This window comes from Paucibacter sediminis (assembly GCF_030254645.1).
Lineage (GTDB): Bacteria > Pseudomonadota > Gammaproteobacteria > Burkholderiales > Burkholderiaceae_C > Paucibacter_B > Paucibacter_B sediminis.
The window spans coordinates 2,460,054-2,476,884 of sequence record NZ_CP116346.1; the positions used below are offsets into that span (position 1 = coordinate 2,460,054).

At 69.4% G+C, this 16,831-nt stretch carries 23 protein-coding genes and 2 pseudogenes; 17 read left to right on the plus strand and 8 right to left on the minus strand.

All coding sequences use genetic code 11. The features are described 5' to 3' along the window. The first annotated feature begins 79 nt into the window (after positions 1–79). The 3 genes from PFX98_RS11390 (at position 80) to PFX98_RS11400 (ending at position 2,739) form a co-directional block, all read left to right on the plus strand. On the plus strand, positions 80–1,522 hold the full coding sequence (locus PFX98_RS11390) for a dihydrolipoyl dehydrogenase (RefSeq protein ID WP_285235321.1): 1,443 nt from the start codon (positions 80–82) through the stop codon (positions 1,520–1,522). A gap of 114 nt (positions 1,523–1,636) precedes the next feature. Next, complete coding sequence (locus PFX98_RS11395) at positions 1,637–2,248, plus strand: glutathione S-transferase family protein (RefSeq protein WP_425334685.1); 612 nt, start codon at positions 1,637–1,639, stop codon at positions 2,246–2,248. Positions 2,249–2,253: 5 nt separating this feature from the next. Further along, the gene (locus tag PFX98_RS11400) at positions 2,254–2,739 is read left to right on the plus strand and encodes a nuclear transport factor 2 family protein (protein ID WP_285235322.1); all 486 of its coding nucleotides are present in this window, start codon (positions 2,254–2,256) and stop codon (positions 2,737–2,739) included. A gap of 19 nt (positions 2,740–2,758) precedes the next feature. On the opposite strand, the gene PFX98_RS11405 is transcribed toward PFX98_RS11400, so the two are convergent. From PFX98_RS11405 to PFX98_RS11415, 3 genes are read right to left on the minus strand one after another with little or no spacing between them, the layout of a single operon-like run. After that, positions 2,759–3,694, minus strand: a complete 936-nt coding sequence (locus PFX98_RS11405; RefSeq protein ID WP_285235323.1) for a PDR/VanB family oxidoreductase — start codon at positions 3,692–3,694, stop codon at positions 2,759–2,761. Further along, on the minus strand, positions 3,691–4,620 hold the full coding sequence (locus PFX98_RS11410; RefSeq protein ID WP_285235324.1) for a pyridoxamine 5'-phosphate oxidase family protein: 930 nt from the start codon (positions 4,618–4,620) through the stop codon (positions 3,691–3,693). The genes PFX98_RS11405 and PFX98_RS11410 overlap by 4 nt, the downstream gene beginning before the upstream one ends. Positions 4,621–4,643: 23 nt before the next feature. Beyond that, on the minus strand, positions 4,644–5,018 hold the full coding sequence (locus PFX98_RS11415) for a DsrE family protein (RefSeq protein ID WP_285235325.1): 375 nt from the start codon (positions 5,016–5,018) through the stop codon (positions 4,644–4,646). A gap of 282 nt (positions 5,019–5,300) precedes the next feature. Between PFX98_RS11415 and PFX98_RS11420 the strand changes: the two are divergent. Next, positions 5,301–5,516: pseudogene (locus tag PFX98_RS11420) on the plus strand (helix-turn-helix domain-containing protein); the annotation flags it as partial. On the opposite strand, the gene PFX98_RS11425 reads toward PFX98_RS11420, so the two are convergent. Further along, positions 5,513–6,259, minus strand: a complete 747-nt coding sequence (locus tag PFX98_RS11425; protein WP_285235326.1) for a hypothetical protein — start codon at positions 6,257–6,259, stop codon at positions 5,513–5,515. The pseudogene PFX98_RS11420 and the gene PFX98_RS11425 overlap by 4 nt on opposite strands. A gap of 286 nt (positions 6,260–6,545) precedes the next feature. Here PFX98_RS11425 and PFX98_RS11430 point away from each other — a divergent pair, with 286 nt between their 5' ends. From PFX98_RS11430 to PFX98_RS11450, 6 genes and pseudogenes are all read left to right on the plus strand, one after another. Continuing rightward, entirely contained in the window at positions 6,546–7,178 is a 633-nt protein-coding gene (locus tag PFX98_RS11430) for a DVUA0089 family protein (protein ID WP_285235327.1), read from the plus strand. Between the two features lie 5 nt (positions 7,179–7,183). After that, positions 7,184–7,702, plus strand: a complete 519-nt coding sequence (locus tag PFX98_RS11435; RefSeq protein WP_285235328.1) for a hypothetical protein — start codon at positions 7,184–7,186, stop codon at positions 7,700–7,702. Between the two features lie 50 nt (positions 7,703–7,752). Next, positions 7,753–7,899: pseudogene (locus tag PFX98_RS24725) on the plus strand (AraC family transcriptional regulator); the annotation flags it as partial. Then, positions 7,848–8,222, plus strand: coding sequence for a helix-turn-helix domain-containing protein (locus tag PFX98_RS11440; protein WP_425334697.1), 375 nt, complete (start codon positions 7,848–7,850; stop codon positions 8,220–8,222). The pseudogene PFX98_RS24725 and the gene PFX98_RS11440, both read left to right, overlap by 52 nt. A 12-nt stretch (positions 8,223–8,234) precedes the next feature. Beyond that, positions 8,235–8,642: a VOC family protein gene (locus PFX98_RS11445; protein ID WP_285235329.1), complete on the plus strand. Its 408-nt coding sequence runs from the start codon at positions 8,235–8,237 to the stop codon at positions 8,640–8,642. Positions 8,643–8,695: 53 nt separating this feature from the next. Next, positions 8,696–8,917, plus strand: a complete 222-nt coding sequence (locus PFX98_RS11450) for a DUF3079 domain-containing protein (protein WP_285235330.1) — start codon at positions 8,696–8,698, stop codon at positions 8,915–8,917. On the opposite strand, the gene PFX98_RS11455 is transcribed toward PFX98_RS11450, so the two are convergent. The 3 genes from PFX98_RS11455 to PFX98_RS11465 all read right to left on the minus strand — a co-directional run bounded on the left by PFX98_RS11455 (position 8,892) and on the right by PFX98_RS11465 (position 11,083). Continuing rightward, positions 8,892–9,698 carry a LytR/AlgR family response regulator transcription factor gene (locus tag PFX98_RS11455; RefSeq protein ID WP_285235331.1) on the minus strand — a complete coding sequence of 269 codons (807 nt, stop codon included), beginning with the start codon at positions 9,696–9,698 and terminating at the stop codon, positions 8,892–8,894. The two genes, PFX98_RS11450 and PFX98_RS11455, sit on opposite strands and share 26 nt — an antisense overlap. Before the next feature lie 33 nt (positions 9,699–9,731). After that, complete coding sequence (locus tag PFX98_RS11460) at positions 9,732–10,802, minus strand: sensor histidine kinase (RefSeq protein WP_285235332.1); 1,071 nt, start codon at positions 10,800–10,802, stop codon at positions 9,732–9,734. A 113-nt stretch (positions 10,803–10,915) separates the two neighbouring features. Continuing rightward, positions 10,916–11,083, minus strand: coding sequence for a hypothetical protein (locus PFX98_RS11465; RefSeq protein ID WP_285235333.1), 168 nt, complete (start codon positions 11,081–11,083; stop codon positions 10,916–10,918). Between the two features lie 330 nt (positions 11,084–11,413). Here PFX98_RS11465 and PFX98_RS11470 point away from each other — a divergent pair, with 330 nt between their 5' ends. From PFX98_RS11470 to PFX98_RS11485, 4 genes are all read left to right on the plus strand, one after another. Next, positions 11,414–11,866: a FixH family protein gene (locus PFX98_RS11470; protein ID WP_285235334.1), complete on the plus strand. Its 453-nt coding sequence runs from the start codon at positions 11,414–11,416 to the stop codon at positions 11,864–11,866. A 27-nt stretch (positions 11,867–11,893) separates the two neighbouring features. Next, entirely contained in the window at positions 11,894–13,174 is a 1,281-nt protein-coding gene (locus PFX98_RS11475; protein WP_285235335.1) for a cytochrome-c peroxidase, read from the plus strand. A 59-nt stretch (positions 13,175–13,233) separates the two neighbouring features. Then, entirely contained in the window at positions 13,234–13,626 is a 393-nt protein-coding gene (locus PFX98_RS11480; RefSeq protein ID WP_285235336.1) for a GFA family protein, read from the plus strand. A 91-nt stretch (positions 13,627–13,717) separates the two neighbouring features. Beyond that, positions 13,718–14,008, plus strand: coding sequence for an FAD-dependent oxidoreductase (locus PFX98_RS11485; protein WP_285235337.1), 291 nt, complete (start codon positions 13,718–13,720; stop codon positions 14,006–14,008). A gap of 4 nt (positions 14,009–14,012) precedes the next feature. Here the strand turns inward: PFX98_RS11485 and PFX98_RS11490 are convergent, their stop codons facing one another. Further along, positions 14,013–14,912, minus strand: a complete 900-nt coding sequence (locus PFX98_RS11490; RefSeq protein ID WP_285235338.1) for a LysR family transcriptional regulator — start codon at positions 14,910–14,912, stop codon at positions 14,013–14,015. A 126-nt stretch (positions 14,913–15,038) separates the two neighbouring features. Between PFX98_RS11490 and PFX98_RS11495 the strand changes: the two genes are divergently transcribed. From PFX98_RS11495 to PFX98_RS11505, 3 genes are read left to right on the plus strand one after another with little or no spacing between them, the layout of a single operon-like run. After that, on the plus strand, positions 15,039–15,671 hold the full coding sequence (locus PFX98_RS11495; protein WP_285235339.1) for an NADPH-dependent F420 reductase: 633 nt from the start codon (positions 15,039–15,041) through the stop codon (positions 15,669–15,671). Positions 15,672–15,704: 33 nt separating this feature from the next. Beyond that, positions 15,705–16,199 carry a hypothetical protein gene (locus tag PFX98_RS11500; RefSeq protein WP_285235340.1) on the plus strand — a complete coding sequence of 165 codons (495 nt, stop codon included), beginning with the start codon at positions 15,705–15,707 and terminating at the stop codon, positions 16,197–16,199. 36 nt (positions 16,200–16,235) lie between these two features. After that, positions 16,236–16,808 (plus strand): NADPH-dependent FMN reductase, encoded by a 573-nt coding sequence (locus PFX98_RS11505; protein WP_285235341.1) that lies wholly within the window; start codon positions 16,236–16,238, stop codon positions 16,806–16,808. The last annotated feature ends 23 nt before the right edge of the window (positions 16,809–16,831 follow it).

Sequence of the window (16,831 nt, forward strand, 5' to 3'; positions counted from 1 at the left end):
GCCGAGCGCGGCGCGCGGCGGCTGGTTTCCAATGCACCGGCACCCAGCCGGACTACCCTGACACCTCAAGGAGCGATGCATGCGTGAACACCGGGTCGATGTTGCCATCATTGGCAGTGGCACAGCGGGCATGTCCGCCTATCGCGCCGCCTTGGCGCACACCAGCAGCGTGCTGGCCATCGAGGGCGGCCCTTATGGCACCACCTGCGCCCGCGTTGGCTGCATGCCCAGCAAGCTGCTGATTGCCGCGGCCGAGGCGGCGCATGCGGTGGCCGAGGCGGGCCGCTTCGGGGTGTGCGTCGATGCCCCGGCGCGCATTGACGGCACCGCCGTGATGGCCCGGGTTCGCAGCGAGCGGGATCGCTTTGTCGGCTTCGTGACCGAGGCGGTGGAGGGCTGGGCGCCCGAGCACCGCCTGCGAGGCTGGGCACGCTTCATCGCGCCGCTGACCCTGGAAGTCAGCGGTGCGGACGCTCAGGCGCATCGCGTGCACGCCGAGCGCATCGTCATCGCCACGGGCTCGGAGCCGCATATCGAGCCGGCCTGGGCTGCGGCCCTGGGCGAGCGCCTGATACGCAACGACGAGCTGTTCGACTGGCACGACCTGCCGCGCGCCGTGCTCGTGCTCGGCACCGGGGTGATCGCGCTCGAGCTGGCGCAGGCCCTGCATCGCCTTGGCGTGCGCGTGCGGGTGCTGGGCCGCAGCCAGCGCGTCGGCCCCCTCACCGACCCGGCATTGCAGGCCTTGGCGCGCGAGTTGTTCGGCGCCGAACTGGCGCTGTCGCTGAACCAGCCCACGCCCAGGCTGCGGCGTACGGGCGAGGAAGTGCTGCTGGAATTGGACGGCCGCACCGAGCGCTTCGACTATGTGCTGGCGGCGGCCGGGCGCCGCCCCCGCCTGAGCGGGCTGGGGCTGGAGCACAGCGGTCTGATGCTGGGCCCCGATGGCCTGCCGGCCTACGACCGGCACACCGGCCAGATCGGCACGGCCCCCGTGTTCATCGCCGGCGACGCCAACGGCGAGCGCGAGCTGCTGCACGAGGCGGCGGACGAGGGCCGCATTGCCGGTGACAACGCCGGCCGCTGGCCCGACGTGCGCGTGCGGCCGCGCCGCGCGCCCCTGGCCGTGGTGTTCAGCGACCCGCAGATGGCCATCGCCGGCCACAGCCATGCCGAGCTGCGGGCCGCCGGCAAGGCCTTTCTGGCGGGCCATGTGTCCTTTGCCGACCAGGGGCGCAGCCGTGTCATGGGCGTCAATCGCGGTGCCCTGCATGTCTATGCCGCGCAGGGCAGCGGGCGCCTGCTGGGCGCCGAGATGCTCGGCCCGCGCGCCGAGCATCTGGCGCATCTGCTGGCCTGGTCGGTGCAGCGCGGCGATACCGTGCAGGAGATGCTGGACAGCCCCTTCTACCACCCGGTCATCGAGGAGGGCTTGCGCACCGCGCTGCGCCTGCTGCAGCGCGATCTGCGCATGGGGCCGCCGCCGGTCGAGCGCTGCCTGGATTGCGGGCCGGGCGCCTGAGCGCCGCGCTGATACGGCCGCTGCAACTCAGTCTTTCACGCGGCGGCGGTTCCGCAAGCGGGGCAAGCCCGGCACAGTGCAAGCTTGTTCTGCTCGCTTTGCCCGAGGTTTGCCTTGAAGCTCTACCACTTCCCCCTCTCCGGAAACGCGCACAAGGTGCGCCTGCTGCTCGCCATGCTGGGGCTGCCGCACGAGTTGCTGGCGCCCACCGGCGGCGCGCACAAGCAGCCCGAGTTCCTCGCCATGAATCCCTTCGGCCAGGTGCCGGTGCTGGTGGATGGCGAGGTGGTCGTGCGCGACAGCCAGGCCATCCTGGTCTACTTGGCGGCGCGTTACGGCGGGCCGGCCTGGTGGCCCGAGGACGCGGCGCGGCTGGGTGCGCTGCAGGCATGGCTGTCCACGGCCGCCAACGAAGTGGCGCACGGTCCCGCGCTCTTGCGCATGCACAAGAAGTTCGGCCGCAGCATCGATGTGGAGGCGGCCACGCAGCGCAGCCAGGCCTTGCTGCAAGTGCTGGACGCACAGTTGCGCGATCAGGCGTGGTTGCTCGCGGGCGAGCGGCCCAGCATCGCCGATCTTGCCATCTACCCCTATATCGCCCTGGCGCCGGAGGGTGGTGTCGAGCTGGCGCCATACGTCCACCTCTGCCGCTGGATCGCGCGCCTTCAGGCCCTGCGTGGGCATGTCGACATGCCCGGTTTGTGGCATCCCCAACAGCAGGCATGAACATCATGAACAGCTACGCAAGCGAAGCCCCCCGTCCCCCGCTGCCGCCCTTCAGCCTGGAGACCGCCATGCAGAAGGTGCGCGCCGCGGAAGACGGCTGGAACACCCGCGACGCCCAGCGCGTCGCCATGGCCTACACGGCCGACAGCCGCTGGCGCAACCGCGCCGAGATCTTCCACGGCCGCGCGGCCATCCAGGCCTTTCTGGAGCGCAAATGGGCCAAGGAGCTGGAGTACCGCCTGATCAAGGAACTCTGGGCCGTGAGCGGGAACCGCATCGCCGTTCGCTTCGCCTACGAGTGGCGCGACGACTCCGGCCAGTGGTACCGCGCTTACGGCAACGAGAACTGGGAGTTCGACGCCGCCGGCTATATGGCGGTGCGCCACGCCAGCATCAATGATCTGCCGATCAAGCCCGAGGAGCGCAAGTTCCACTGGCCGCAAGGGCGTCGCCCCGACGACCATCCATCGCTCAGCGAGCTGGGTCTGTGAGCTGCGTGGGCCGCCGGGCTCACAGCTCCAGCGTCAGTTCCGCACTGCTGGCCCAGCCCACGCAGATGCACAGGCCCTGCTCGCGCTGTGCCGCGCTCAGGCAGAGGTCGCGATGCAGCGGGCTGCCGTCCAGCACACGGCTGTGGCATTGCCCGCATTCGCCGCGTTTGCAGTCATAGGGCACGAAGGCATCGGCGGCGATCAAGGCATCCAGGATCGAGGTGCCGGGCGCCACGTCCACGCTCTTGCCGCTGAGCGCCATGTGCACGCGCAGGGGGCGGTCGCCGCTGGCGGCGCGCGCGCCAAAGCTCTCGAAGTGCAGCGCCGCCTCCGGCCAGCCCAGCGCAGCCCCGCGCTCGCGCAGCGTGTTCAGCAGCGGCACCGGGCCGCAGCCATGCAGGCTGGCCCCGGCCTGGTAGCGTCCCAGCATGTCGTCCAGCGCGGCAGCCGTGCCACCGACGTGCAGATGTAGGCGCGCGTGCGGCAGGGCGCGCAGTTCGTCGAGCAGCACCAGCCGCTCGGCACTGCGCGCCAGGTAGTGCAGCTCGAAGTCCTGCCCGCGCGCGTTGAGCGCATGGGCCATGGCGTGCATGGGCGTGATGCCGATGCCGCCGCCTACCAGCACGCTGCGGCCTTGCCCGGCCTGCAGGGGGAAGCTGTCAACCGGCGCGTCAACCTCCAGCAGCGCGCCCTCGCGCAATTGGGTGTGAATCCAGCGGGAGCCGCCGCGCGAGTTCGGGTCCTGCAGCACGGCGATGCGGTACTCCTGCGCCGCGCCCTCCGGGCCCAGCAGCGAGTAATGGCGTTGCAGCGGCTCGCCTTGCGCCAGCGGCAGCTGCAGGCGCAGATGCGCACCGGCGTGCCAGGCAGGCAAGACCTGACCCTGTAGGTCGCGCAGGCGGATCTCGCGCACCGCCGCACCATGTTGCAGGATTTGATGGACGACGAGCTTCATGCGGAGGCCTTGGGCAAGAAGGGCGATGCGTCCAGGTATTCCCAGGCCAGCCCGCTCGCCGCAGGGCGCGCCAGCCAGTCGTCCACCTCGAACTCCCAGAAGCGCTGGGTGCCGCCGCTGAGCCCCTGCGGATCCGGCAGGTCCCAGCGCAGGCTGGCACGGCCGCTGAGATGCAGCAGCCGGCCATGCTCGAAGTCCGGCACCACCAGGCCGCAGGCGGGGTCGAGCGCCAGGTTGCCGAGGGTGTTGAACATGCTGTTGCCGGCGTAGTCGGGCACGCGCAGGCGCCTTGTATCCAGCAGCTGGATGAAGCCGGGCGGGCCGCCGCGGTGCGAAGCATCGAGCTCGCCGCCGGGGGCGCCGGTGGCCATGAACAAGGTGTCGGCCGCGGCCAGCAGGGCCATGGCCGCGGCATCCAGCGCGTGGCCGCGGCGCGTCGACGCCGGCTCGGCCGCCGGGGCCGAAGCATCACTCCGGGGGTGACGGCGCTGGATGTACTTGGGGCAGTTGGGGTAGGCCTCGGCGATGCCCAGCCGCGCCATCTCGGCGTCCAGATGCTCGACCTGGCCGTTCACGCGGTAGCGCCGCCGTGTCGCCAGTTCGATGAAGAGCAGGCCGGCCCGCGATCCCGCGGCTAGGCCTTGCCAGAAGGGATCGTCCGCCGGGCGGCGCTCGACCCCGAGTTGAATCTCGATCGCGCGCCCCTCCGGGCTGCGCAGAAAGCCCGGCGGCCCGGACAGCAGCGAGGCCCAGAGCTGGCCCTCGGCGTTGCGCGTCGCCGTGGCGACCATGAGCTGCTTCTCGATGAAGGCGCGGGCGCCCGCGATCACCGTGTCGGTGATCACGCTGGCATTGCGCAGCGCCATCGCCGCCTCGCCGGCGCGTGCCTGCACGGCGCGTTCGCCCTCATGGAATGCAAAGGCCATGGTCGTTTCTCCTCAGCGCTGCGTCAGAAGGTGAAGACGGTGAAGCCGTCGGCCACCAGCTTGCCCAGGCTGGGCAGGCCGGAGGTGCCGGGCACGCTGTTGTCGGTGATCAGATCGAAGCCGCTCTTCACGGCGTCCTCACGCGAGCCGAACACATCGGCGCAACCGCAGGAGACGCCGGCGATCTCGCCCTCGACGGCCTTGAACAGCGCATGCACCGGGTGCTCGGCCTGGCTGATCACGCCGGGCCAGCGCGTGCCCGCGCCCTGGAAGTAGATCGAGACGGCGGTGCCGCGCTGCTTGAAGTCGTAGGCGGCGGCCAGGCCGTTGAACATGCGGCCCAGGGCGTCTTCGCCGCCGTTCTTGGGGTCCGACAGGATGATGATGGCTGCTTTCATGGGGTTTCCTTTGTGGATGCGATTTGGAGTGTTGGCAGGTCCTGCGCAATGCCGCAGGCCTGGGTCGGCACTCTAGGGAGCGCCCCGCATTTGAGAAATCACCCATGGGGAAATTGGCTGTTCCGGCGCGCGGAAGAATCACCCGCCGTGCCTCAAGGGTGTACGGAGCGCCCGTCGGCAGCCCCTTGATCGCGCAGCTATCGGCGCCGCCGCGGACCGCCTGAGCGAACTGGTCCTGATCCATCTGCTGCGCGCGGTGCTGACATAGGGTCATCTCAAGGCTGGCGCATCGGCCTGGCCCAAGGTCTGCTGGCCAAGGGGCGGCAGCTCAAGCATGTGGCGGACGAGGTGGGCTATGGCAGCCCCAACGCCTTGACGCGCGCCTTCGTGCTGAGGACGGGGTCCACGCCGACCGAATGGCTTGCCGCGCGGCGCCGCGCCGTGCCGGAAGTCTCGGCCCCTGGCCGGCGCTCAAGGCCCAAGCAAAGCGCGCCTTAAGTTCTATTTCGCCGGCGGCTCATCCCAAGCGCTAGCAGGCCCGCCCAAAGCAGGGTGATGGTGGAAGGCAGGGGGACCTGCCCATCCGTCACGCGCACCACGCCCACGAAGTCGTCCATCCCGAACACGTCAGGGCTGCCCGTATCGGCGTTGGTATTGAAGGTGATGCTGGAATAGCGAACAGTGAGATCGGACTCAAGGACGCCGAAAAACAGCAGGCTGGCATTCTCGCCACCACGCTGGACATCCACTTGCGCCGTGCCGCCGCCGACCAGCGCCACGGTCGCCGTGAGCAGGGCGCCATTGAAGTCACCCAGGTCGGTCAGGTAGAGGCCGAAACCCGAGAGCGCCTGGCCGAAGGTGATCGTCACGTCGCCCGTCGCATCGATGAACTTCGACCCACCACTGGTGGTGTTGAACACACCGGTGACGGGCAGGCTCACAGCCTCAGTCGACGGGGTGACGGCCGTGCCCGTCACGCTGCCGAAGGAAAACGCAATCGGGGACTTGTTCAGGAGGTCCGTGACGCTCATGCCCTCCATGTCCTCGCGCAGCAACGGACCACCCAGATTGGAGAGCGCCGTCTCGAAGCTGGCCCGCGCTATCGCCGGCGCATTGCCTGGCACGACCACCTTGTTGGCCGTTGCATCGTAGCCAAAGGTCACGAGAGGCACCGCCAGGGCGGACGCCGCGCTGGCTGACAACAGGCCGGCCAATGCCGTGTTTCGGTAGAGCTTGCGCATGGATGCTCCAGTTGTTCAGTCCAAGATGCGCGCCATGAGGCGCGCCTGTGCCTGGCGTCGCAATCCGCATGCCCGCATGAAGATCACCTCTGAAATCAACAGCCTGCGCCCGTCTTCGGCGATGGCATGGCGCCGGGTGTCAAGAATCCCGACGACGCAGCCAAGCCATGCCGCCGGACTTACGGATTGGGGGGAGCCCCAAGAATGAACCCCGGCGCGCGTCCCTTCAGCGGGCCTGCCCCCGCAGAATGGGCCGCCATCAACGAATCCGAGCGGGGTACCCACCATGTTCAACAGAATCTCGCGGGGGTTGACCGGGCCGCTGCTGGCCCTGCTTGCCGGGCCGGCGCTGGCCGCCGTGGTCTCGCTGAGCGGCAAGCTCGACGATCCCAGCAACACCGCGCTCGTGGCATCGGACATGGGCGCGGCACAGTTCATCGACGAACTGGCAAGCGCGAACAACGTGGCCCTGCATGTGCTGCATGTCGCCCTGGGCGGAACGGTGAGCGTCACCAGCCTGGGCTTTGCGGCGGGCGGCATCGATCCCTACTTCACGCTGTTCAGCGGCACGGACTGGGCCACGGCCGGCTTCAGCGCATCGAATTACCTGCACGCGGTGAGCGTGGGAGGTGACTTCACGCAGGACCTGCTGCTGAGTGCCGGCGACTACACCCTGGCGATCGGCGTTTTCGAGAACCTGTCGTTCGCGGAGAACCTCGGCAGTGGTGTTCTGGGCGATGGCTTCACAGCCCTGGGCGGGCCGCTCTACTTTGGCGACGGCCACTACGCGTTCACGGTGACGTTGCCCGAGGCGGCCACCGTGCCCGAACCCGGCGGCGCCCTGTTGGGCTTGACGGCGGCTTGCGCCGCCGGCTGGTCCGCGCGGCGTCGCAGGCCCTTGGCCCCCAACGAAGGATGAAGAACATGACATTGACCTTGATTTCCCGTCACGGCCTGACCTCAGCCATGGCCGTTGCCTTCGCGATGGCTGGTGTGTCCTGGGCTCCCGCCGCGATGGCGCAGACCCGCGCTGCGCTGGTCCAGTCGATCGATGAACCCGGGCGCAATCCCTACCAGGAGACCCAGGCCAACACGAACTGCCGCGGCAGCACGGTCTGCGTCTTCAACTTTGCCCAGGTCCCGGTGGGCAAGCGCCTGGTGCTGACCCACATCAGCGGCTATGTGGATACCGCCGCCGGCACGCTGCCCAATGGGTTCGTGAGCTCCGGCTTCGGCGGCTCCACCTATGCCACGCTCGCCTTCACCGGCGTGCGCGGGCCAACCGGCGTGCTGGGCACGCGCAACTTCATCAACCACAACGTGCTGGCCTACTTTGGCCCTGGCGAACCGATCAATGCGAGCTACCACGTCAATGGCACCGGCGACACCATGTCGGGTGGCGCGCTGTTGATGCTGACGGGCTATTTCGTCAACCTGCCCTGAGACGCCGGCGCAGCGGTCTTGGCGCTAAGCTAGCGGCCGAGACTGCCGCCATGCCCGCCGACGCACTGCCTTCAAGCCAAGACCCCGAACTGCTGCGCCGCTTGCTGCGCGCCAAGGACCGCATCGATGCCGCGTCGCATGAGGCCTGGCCGGTGGCCCGGCTGGCCGACGTCAGCGGCGTCTCCGCCGCGCATTTCGCGCGTTCCTTCAAGCAGGCCTTCGGCGTGCCGCCGCACCGCTACCTGCTGACGCGGCGCATCGAGCGCGCGACACCGAGCTGCCCATCACCGAGATCGCCTTCCAGACCGGCTGGGAGAGCCTGGGCACCTTCGGCCGCACCTTTCGGGATGTCACCGGCGAGAGCCCCAGCGCCAACCGCGAGCGCGGGCGAGCCCAGCGCCAGCAGCTCGACCGCGTGCCCCACTGCATCGTCAGCGCCGCCCAGCGCCCCGGTCTGGTCATCGCAGTTTCGGAGAAGCGGCGCCGTGCGGCGGGCGCTACAAACAAGCCTTCGAAATGAACAGGAGGCTCCATGAGTCAAGGTATCGATGTGGTCGGCTTGTATGTGCGCAGCCAGGACGAAGCGCTTGCGTTCTACGTTGAGAAGCTGGGTTTTCGCGTTCACACCGACGTGCGCAACGGCGCTTTCCGCTGGCTGACGGTGCAGCACCCGGAACAGCCCTCGTTCCAGCTCGGCCTTTTCGAGCCCGGGCCGCCGATGCAGGATGAGGCCACCGCCCAGGCACTGCGCGCGCTGGTCGCCAAGGGCGCGATGCCGCCGCTGGTGCTGGTGGTGAACGACTGCCGCGCCGCCTACGAGCGCCTGCGCGGCCTGGGGGTGGAATTCACGCAGGAGCCGGTCGAGCGCTATGGCAGCGTCGACGCGGGCTTTCGCGACCCTTCGGGCAACGGCTGGAAGATGATCGGCGCGCGCGCTTGACGCCGGCCGGGAAACGCTTAAGATACATTAAAAATGTATCTTTAAGTGCCCGCATGGCCAAGCGATTCCCGATCCATCCCGCGCAACCCTCGCGCATCTGCTGGGGTTGCGACAAATACTGTCCCGCGGACGCGATGATGTGCGGCAATGGCAGCGTGGCCACGCTCCATCCGTCCGAACTCTTCGGCGAGGACTGGATGTCCTGGGGGCTGGACGCCGCCGAGACGCCGGCGCCGCCCCAGGGCCCGCCTACATCGGGCGAAACAGATGGCTGAAGGCGCGGCTGACTTTCAGCGGCCGCTGCAGGCCGCGCACGCTCAGGCTGTAGTGCCCGTTCTCATCGCGCGTCGCGCTCACGATGCAGCTTGAGTTCACCAGCACGCTGCGATGCACCTGGATGAAGTCCTCCGAGTCGATCGACGCCATCAGCTCGCGCAAGCTCATGCGCACCAGGGCCTCGCCCGCCGGGGTCACCACGTTGACGTATTTTTCCGTCGCCTCGAAGCACACCACCTCGGCGAGCGGGATCATGCGCACCGTGTTGCCGACACCGGCGCGTATCACCTTGATGCGCTCGCGCGGCGCGGCCTCCTGGGTCGCCACCGACTGCATGCGCTGCATCAGGGCGGCCATGTCCCCGGCATGCGGTGACGCGGCGCGCTCGGCCAGCCTGGCCTGGAGCCGCTCGACGCTTTGCCGCAGGCGCTCGTTGGTGACGGGCTTGAGCAGGTAGTCGACCGCGGCGCGCTCGAACGCCGACACGGCAAAGCCGTCATAGGCGGTGATGAACACGAACAGCGGTTCGGGCTTGCCCTCGGGCCATTCGTCGGCAACGGCCTCGGCCACCTCGATGCCGGTCCGGCCGGGCATCTTGATGTCCAGAAACATCACGTCGGGCAGCTGGCCCAGCGCCAGCTCGGTGGCCTGCAGGCCGTCCTCGGCCACGCCGGCGATGTGCAGCGCCGGCCATACCTCGGCCAACAGGCGGCACATGGTGCGCGCGAGCACGGGTTCGTCTTCGGCAATCACGGCGGTCGGCGGGGCGGGCAGGGTCATGTCGGTTTCCTCGAGGCGTCGATAAGGGTCGGCTCAGTGGGGGATGCACACCACGGCGCTAACGCCGGTGGGCTCGCGCCGCTCGAGGCTGAGCCGGGCCGCCGGGCCATAGACGGTGCGCAGTCGATCGCGCACATGTTGCAGGCCATAGCTGGCGTTGGCGGGGCGCGCGGACGGGCCGGGGTCTTCGTCGGCCGGCAGGCCCAGGCCGCTGTCGCTGACGCGGATCTCGATGCCCGCCGCGGTGGCGCGCGCCACCACCTCGATGCTGCCCGCGCCGACCTTGGGTTCCAGGCCATGCTTGATGGCGTTCTCCACCAGCGGTTGCAGCAGCATCGGCGGCACCAGGGTGGCTTCGAGCGCGCCCGGCAATTCGAGCCGGTAGCTCAGCCTGGGCCCCATGCGCAGCGACATGATGTCCAGATAGGCGCGCAGCTGCGCGAACTCGCGGCTCAGCGTCACCGCCTCGGTCTGCGAGGCCGCCAGCGCGCTGCGCAGATACACGATCAACTGGTCGATCATCGACTCGGCCCGCCCCACGTCTTCCCTGAGCAGCGAGCGGACATTGGCCAGGGTGTTGAAGAGCATGTGCGGCTCGAGCTGCGCGCGCAGCAGGCGCAGCTGCGCTTCGACCGCAAGGCGCTGCGCTTCCGAGCGCGTGGCGGCCTCGTTGGCGAGCTGCTCGCGCGTGGCGTAGTAATGCAGCGCCAGCCCGCCGACCAGCACGGTGAAGATGATGGGAACCACGCTGACCTGCTCGAGCCCGACCATGCGCGCCGGCTCGCCCAGCAGCAGGAAGGCGATCTGGTGGCCCACGAAATAGCCGGTCGGGATCGCGATCGCGCCGGTGAGCAGCCAGCGCGTGCCGGTCTGCAGCTGCGCAAAATGGCGCGTGCGCCTGAGCAGCAGGGTGCAGACAAGCATCGTCAGGCCGACGCATTCCGAGAACATCAGCAGCCGGGGAAAGGTCTCCAGCCCCGGGGCGAGGAAGAACAGCAGGGTCGCCGCCAGGGCCCAGACCAGCGCGGCGACGAGGGCGATGCGCAGCGCGCCGCCGAGCGTGTCGGGCCAGAGGCTGGCGGTTCGAAACTTGGAAGACGACATGATGGGCTTGGGCCGGGTCTGGATCGCTGAGCGGGCAACAGCGCCACTCTAGGGCCACCCATGCCGCCCGCCAAGCGCGGGGCAGCAAGGGTGGGATTGCCGCACCCGCGGGCTCAGGCCTTGGGGCAGGCGCAATCGGCGCCGCACTTGCATTGCGGGCCACAGGCGCAGGCCTGCGCCGCGGCGCCTGGCTGGCAGCCGCAGGGGCATTGCTGGCCGGGGCAGGCGGCACAGCCGCAGTTGTTGGTGCTGGTGCTGGGGGTTTGCTGGTTGGCGTTCATGGTGAAAAGTCCTTGAGTTTGGTCGACGACGGGATGTGGTCGACAGCCAGACTTTCGGCGCCGCGGCGCCGGCCCGAAAGCCGTATGAGACGAGCCGTGCGCGGCAGTGCCGCAGTGGTGCCTGCTGTCGACCGAACGGTGGCGAACGGTACCGACGGGCCGCCCGGCGGGCCGGGCTGCGCCTGAGCGGCCGGATCGACCGTTCGATCGCCGCACCCAACCCTTGCCGGATGGAATCCGACGGCCGATCGCAATCCGCTGTCGCGCGGCGGCGGCGCCAACGAAAGTTCGTACCGCCAATCCGTTCAGCTTCAGCAAGGAGTCCTCACCATGTCTCGATCTTCCCTCTCGTTCGCCCTGGTCGCCGCCGCCAGCACCGCGCTGGCGGGCCTGCTCACGGCCTGCGGCACCCCGCCGGCCGACCTCGACCTGAGCCTGCAGCACCCGAGCGTGCAGCGCCGCTTCGTGGTGGCGATGGAGCCGCCCGCGCAGGGCCCGGCCGTCGGCCAGATGCATGCCTGGCGGCTCAAGCTCGCCACCGCCGAGGGCCAGCCGGTGAGCCAGGCGCGCATCAGCATCGCCGGCGGCATGCCGCAGCATGGCCATGGCCTGCCCACCCAACCGCGCGTCACCAAGGAACCCATCCTCGGCACCTATGTGATCGAGGGCATGAAGTTCAGCATGACCGGCTGGTGGGATCTGCGCCTGGACATCGATGCGGCCGGTGCGCGCGACCAGGCCGTGTTCAACCTCGTCATGACCGACGCCGGCCTGCAGCGCTGACGCCGGCACTTGTTGAAGGGAGACCCCATGATGCACCAAGCCCTGCTGATCGCCACCATGCTGCTCGCGCTGCCCGCCTGCGGCGCCGGACGCGAGGCCGCGGGCGGCGAGCGCTGGTCGCAGGCCGAGCGCGCGCAGCTCGCCTCGATGAGCCTGGCGCGCCTGCCCGCGCCGCCGCCGGACCCCTCCAATGCCGTGGCCGACCAGCCCGCGGCGGCGGCGCTGGGCCGGCAGCTGTTCGCCGATGCGCGCCTGTCGCGCGACGGCAAGGTCTCCTGTGCCAGCTGCCATGACCCGCAGCGCCAGTTCCAGGACGACCGGGCGCTGGGCCGCGGTGTCGGCACGGGCCAGCGCCGCACCATGAGCGTGCCCGCGGCGGCGCACAGCCCCTGGCTGTTCTGGGACGGCCGCAAGGACAGCCTGTGGTCGCAGGCGCTCGGGCCCCTGGAAGACGGCCTCGAGCATGGCAGCAACCGCACGCGCCTGGTGCAGCAACTGCGCAGCCACCATCGCCCCGGCTACGAGGCCGTGTTCGGGCCATTCCCTCCGCTCAGCGGGCTGCCCGCCGATGCCGCCCCGGCCGGCACGCCCGACGAGCGCCAGGCCTGGTCGCGCATGAGCGAGGCGCAGCGCGACAGCGTCAACCGCGTGTTTGCCAACCTGGGCAAGGCCCTGGCCGCCTATGAGCGCAGCCTGGCCTACGGCGCGTCGCGCTTCGACCGCTATGTGCAGGCCCTGCAGGCCGGCGATGCGGCCGGGCAGCAGCAGTTGTCGCGCGACGAGGTGCAGGGCCTGCGCCTCTTCATTGGCAAGGCGCAGTGCTCCACCTGCCACAACGGCCCGCTGTTCAGCGACCAGCATTTCCACAACACCGGCGTGCCGCCGCGCGACCCCGCCCGCCCCGACCGCGGCCGCGCGCCGGCCATCGCCAAGGTGCAGGCCGACGAGTTCAACTGCCTGGGCCGCTACAGCGACGCGCCGGCCGAGGCCTGCGCCGAGCTGCGCTTCATGGCCGACCAGGACCCCGCCATGGAGGGCGCGTTCAAGACCCCGGGGCTGCGCAATATCGCGCTGCGTCCGCCCTATATGCACGCCGGCCAACTGGCGACGCTGGACGAGGTGCTGGCGCATTACCGGCGCGCACCGGCCGCCGCCGCCGGCCAGACCGAGCTGGCCCGCCCCGGTGCCGCCGTGGCGGGGCGGCAGCCGATCCGGCTGTCGGATGACGAGGCGCGGCAGCTGATCGCTTTCCTGCACAGCCTGTCGGGGCCGGTCGAGGAGCGCCCGAGCGGGGGCGGCGCGAGATGACGGCCTGAATCAAAATGCTGCCATTCGATGCCGGTGCTCGGCACGGAAGGAGACACAGCATGGACCGATTCAACGGAGGCTGCCTGTGCGGCCAGGTGCGCATGGTGGTATCGGGGCGGCCCTACCGGGTCGGCATTTGCCACTGCCTCGATTGCCGCAAGCATCACGGCGCGCTGTTCCATGCGTCGGCGGTGTTTCCGCAGCAGGCGCTGGTGGTGGAGGGCGAGACGGGCGCGTACGCCGGGCGGCATTTCTGCCCGCGCTGCGGCTCCTCCGTGTTCTCGCGCAGTGCCGACGAGGTCGAGGTGAACCTGGGCTCGCTGGATGCGCCCGATCAGCTGACGCCAAGCTACGAAATCTGGACCCTCCGCCGCGAGTCCTGGCTGCCGCCGTTTCCGCTGGCCCGACACTACGAGCGCGACCGCGACCCGAGCAGCCGCATCGAGGCATAGCCCAGCACCCGCGTCGCCTACAGTCGCTAGCCCATATTGACGAGGGCAACAGCGATTTCATGGCACCAGAGATTCTGGTTCTGGGCGCTGGATGGGCGCGCGCTCGCCGCGGCCGAATAGGCGTTTCGCCTGCCGCTGGCGGGCGCCGTGCATTGGCTGGAGTCCTGCAAGGTCAGCGACCCGGGCGAGCTTGTGGAGCGTTATGCCGCGCTGTTCCGGCAGCGCGGCGCCGCGGCACCGCGGGCTGTGGATCAACTGCGGCCATGGCCATCAGGGCTTCACCCTGGGGCCGGCCAGCGCCAGGCTGCTGGCCGACCTGATCGAGGGCGGCACGCCCTATACCGAGGCCGCGGCCTTTGCGCCGCTGCGCTTCGGGCGCTGAGCGTTCACGCGGGCCAGGCGCGCGTGCGGAAGGCCTTGGCCAGGAAATCGATCATCAGCCGGACCTTGGGCGAGACGAATTTGCGCGAGGGATAGACCGCGTAGACGCCCAGCTCGATCGAGCGCCAGGCCGGCATCACTTCCACTAGGGTGCCGGCCTGCAGGTCGGGCCCGACCAGGAAGCTGGGTTGCAGCACGATGCCCTGGTGGCGCAGCGCGGCCACACGACAGGTGTCGCCGCTGTTGGTGCGCAGGCGCGGCCTCACCCTGACCGTGACCGCCCCCTCGGAACCCGTGAACTCCCATTGCTCGCCCATCGAGAACAGGCTGTAGGTCAGCACGTCGTGGTCGGCCAGCTCGGAGGGGTGGCCGGGGTGGCCGCGTGCCTGCAGATAGGTCGGCGAGGCGCACAGCACCATGCGTGTTGAGGTGAGCTGCCGGCTCACCAGCGACGAGTTGGGCAGGCGCGCGATGCGCACCGCCATGTCGAAGCCCTCCTCGACGAGGTCGACCACGCGATCGGCCAGGGTCACGTCCAGCACCACCTGCGGGTGCTGCGCCATGAACTCGGCCCACAGCGGCGCGAGGTGCAGCAGGCCGAAGGAGAAGGGCACGTTGATGCGCAAGAGGCCGCTGGCCTCGCCGCTGCTCGAGGTGATTTCGGCTTCGGCCTCGCTGACTCCGCTCAGCAAGTCGCGGCAGCGCGCCTGGAAGACCTCGCCTTCCGGTGTCAGCGAGAGCTTGCGCGTGGTGCGATGCAGCAGCCTGACCCCCAGGCGCGCTTCAAGTTCCGCCAGGTAGCGCGAGACCGCCGCTTTCGAGACGCCGAGCGTCTCGGCGGCTTTGACAAAGCTGCCGGCATCGGCCACGGCGACGAAGGCCTGCATTTCGGTGAACCTGTCCATATGGGTCGGGATTGTCTCGTATGGCGAGACAGTCAAACCTTGTTTGGCTTGTTTATCTCTATCCACGGCGCTTCTACAGTTTCAGTCATCGCAGCAAATCGCTGCAGCAACCCGAGGAAACAAGTCATGAAGATCACCGTCATCGGCGCCGGCCCCATGGGCTCGGCCTTTGTCAGCCAACTCGTCCGCGCTGGCCACCAGGTCAGCGTGACGGCACGCAACGGCGCCAAGGCGGCCCAGCTGGCCGCCGCCAACCCCGGCGCCAAGGCCGTGGCTTCCGCCGGCGCAGCGGCCGACGCCGATGCCATCATCCTCGCCACCGGCTATGCCGATGCGGTCGGCGCGCTGCTGGCCGTCGGCGAGCTCAAGGGCAAGGTGGTGATCGACATCACCAACCCGCTGACGGCCGACTACATGGGCCTGACGATAGGCCACAGCAGCTCGGCGGCCGAGGAGATCGCCAAGGCGCTTCCCGGTGTCGAGCTCGTCAAGGCCTTCAACACCGTCTTCGCGCAGCTGTTGGCCGAGGGCCCGGACTTCGGCCAGGGCCGCAAGGTCGAGGTGTTCGTGGCCAGCGACAGCGAGCGCGCGAAGCTGACCGCCAGCACGATCGCGCAGAGCCTCGGCTTTGCGGTGGTCGACGCCGGTGGCCTGAAGAATGCACGCTACCTCGAGCCGCTGGCCGGCTTGAACATCTACCTCGGCTACGGCGCCGGCCTGGGCACGGCGATCGCGCCGAGCTGGATCCGCAAGGCCTGAGGCGCGCGCGGGCCAAACATCGAAAGGTATGCCATGAGCACCCATGATCTGACCCGCCTTGCCTCGAATGCCAGCCCGCCCACCGATGCAGGATCACAGGCTAACGAATTGGATGCCTTGCTTGAGACCGCAGCGACGCAGATCGCCGGCAACTTGTTCCGGCACGATCCGCCGCGCTCCGGCGAGATCGAGCGCGCCATCGACTTCATCGAGGATGAGTTGATGCGGCCGGGGGCTCCGGTGGCTCCGGCGGCACCCGGCGCCGCGCTCTGGAGTACGGCGCCGGCCTTGCAGGCCTGGGCCGCGGTGTCCGGCCCGACCCTGACGGTGGAGCTGGTCGAGCAGTGGTTCCAGCGCCTGGCCCTGGCCGCGCACGGCCAGACTGGCGCGTTGCAGGGGCTGCCGCCCGGCGGCGAGGCAGCTGCGAGCCTGCTGGTGCTGCGCGAGTTCATGCATCACCGCGGGCATGCGGCCATCACCGTCGCCGCCGCGCGGAAAACGCTTGTGGCCCCACCCCCATCGGCGTAGAAACAGGCTCCAGCCCAAACTTCCAAGGAGCAGCGTATGGCCAGCTACAAGGTCGGCTATTTCGTCGGCAGCCTCTCGTCGACGTCCATCAACCGCCTGCTCGCCAAGGCGCTGGTGCGGTTGGCGCCGCCCGAGCTGGTGCTCAGCGAGATCGCCATCAGGGACCTGCCGCTCTACAGCCAGGATTACGACGCCGACTATCCGCCGGTGGCGCGCGCCTTCAAGCAGGCCATCGCCGATGTCGACGCGGTGCTGTTCGTCACGCCCGAATTCAACCGCTCGATCCCGGGCGCGCTGAAGAACGCCATTGACTGGGCCAGCCGACCCTGGGGCAAGAACTCCTTCACGCGCAAGCCCTCGGGCGTGATCGGCACCTCGCCGGGCGCCATCGGCACCGCGGTGGCACAGCAGAGCCTGCGCGGCGTGCTGTGCTTCTGCAACTCGCCCCTGATGAACCAGGTGGAGGCCTATATCCAGTTCAAGCCCGGCCTCATCACCGCCGACGGCGAGGTCACCGACGAGGGCACCCGGCAGTTCCTGCAGAACTACATGAGCGAACTGCACGCCTTCATCGTGCGCGTGCTGACGGTGCTGCCGCGCAATCCCTGAGGCCGTGCCACCGGCCCGGCTGC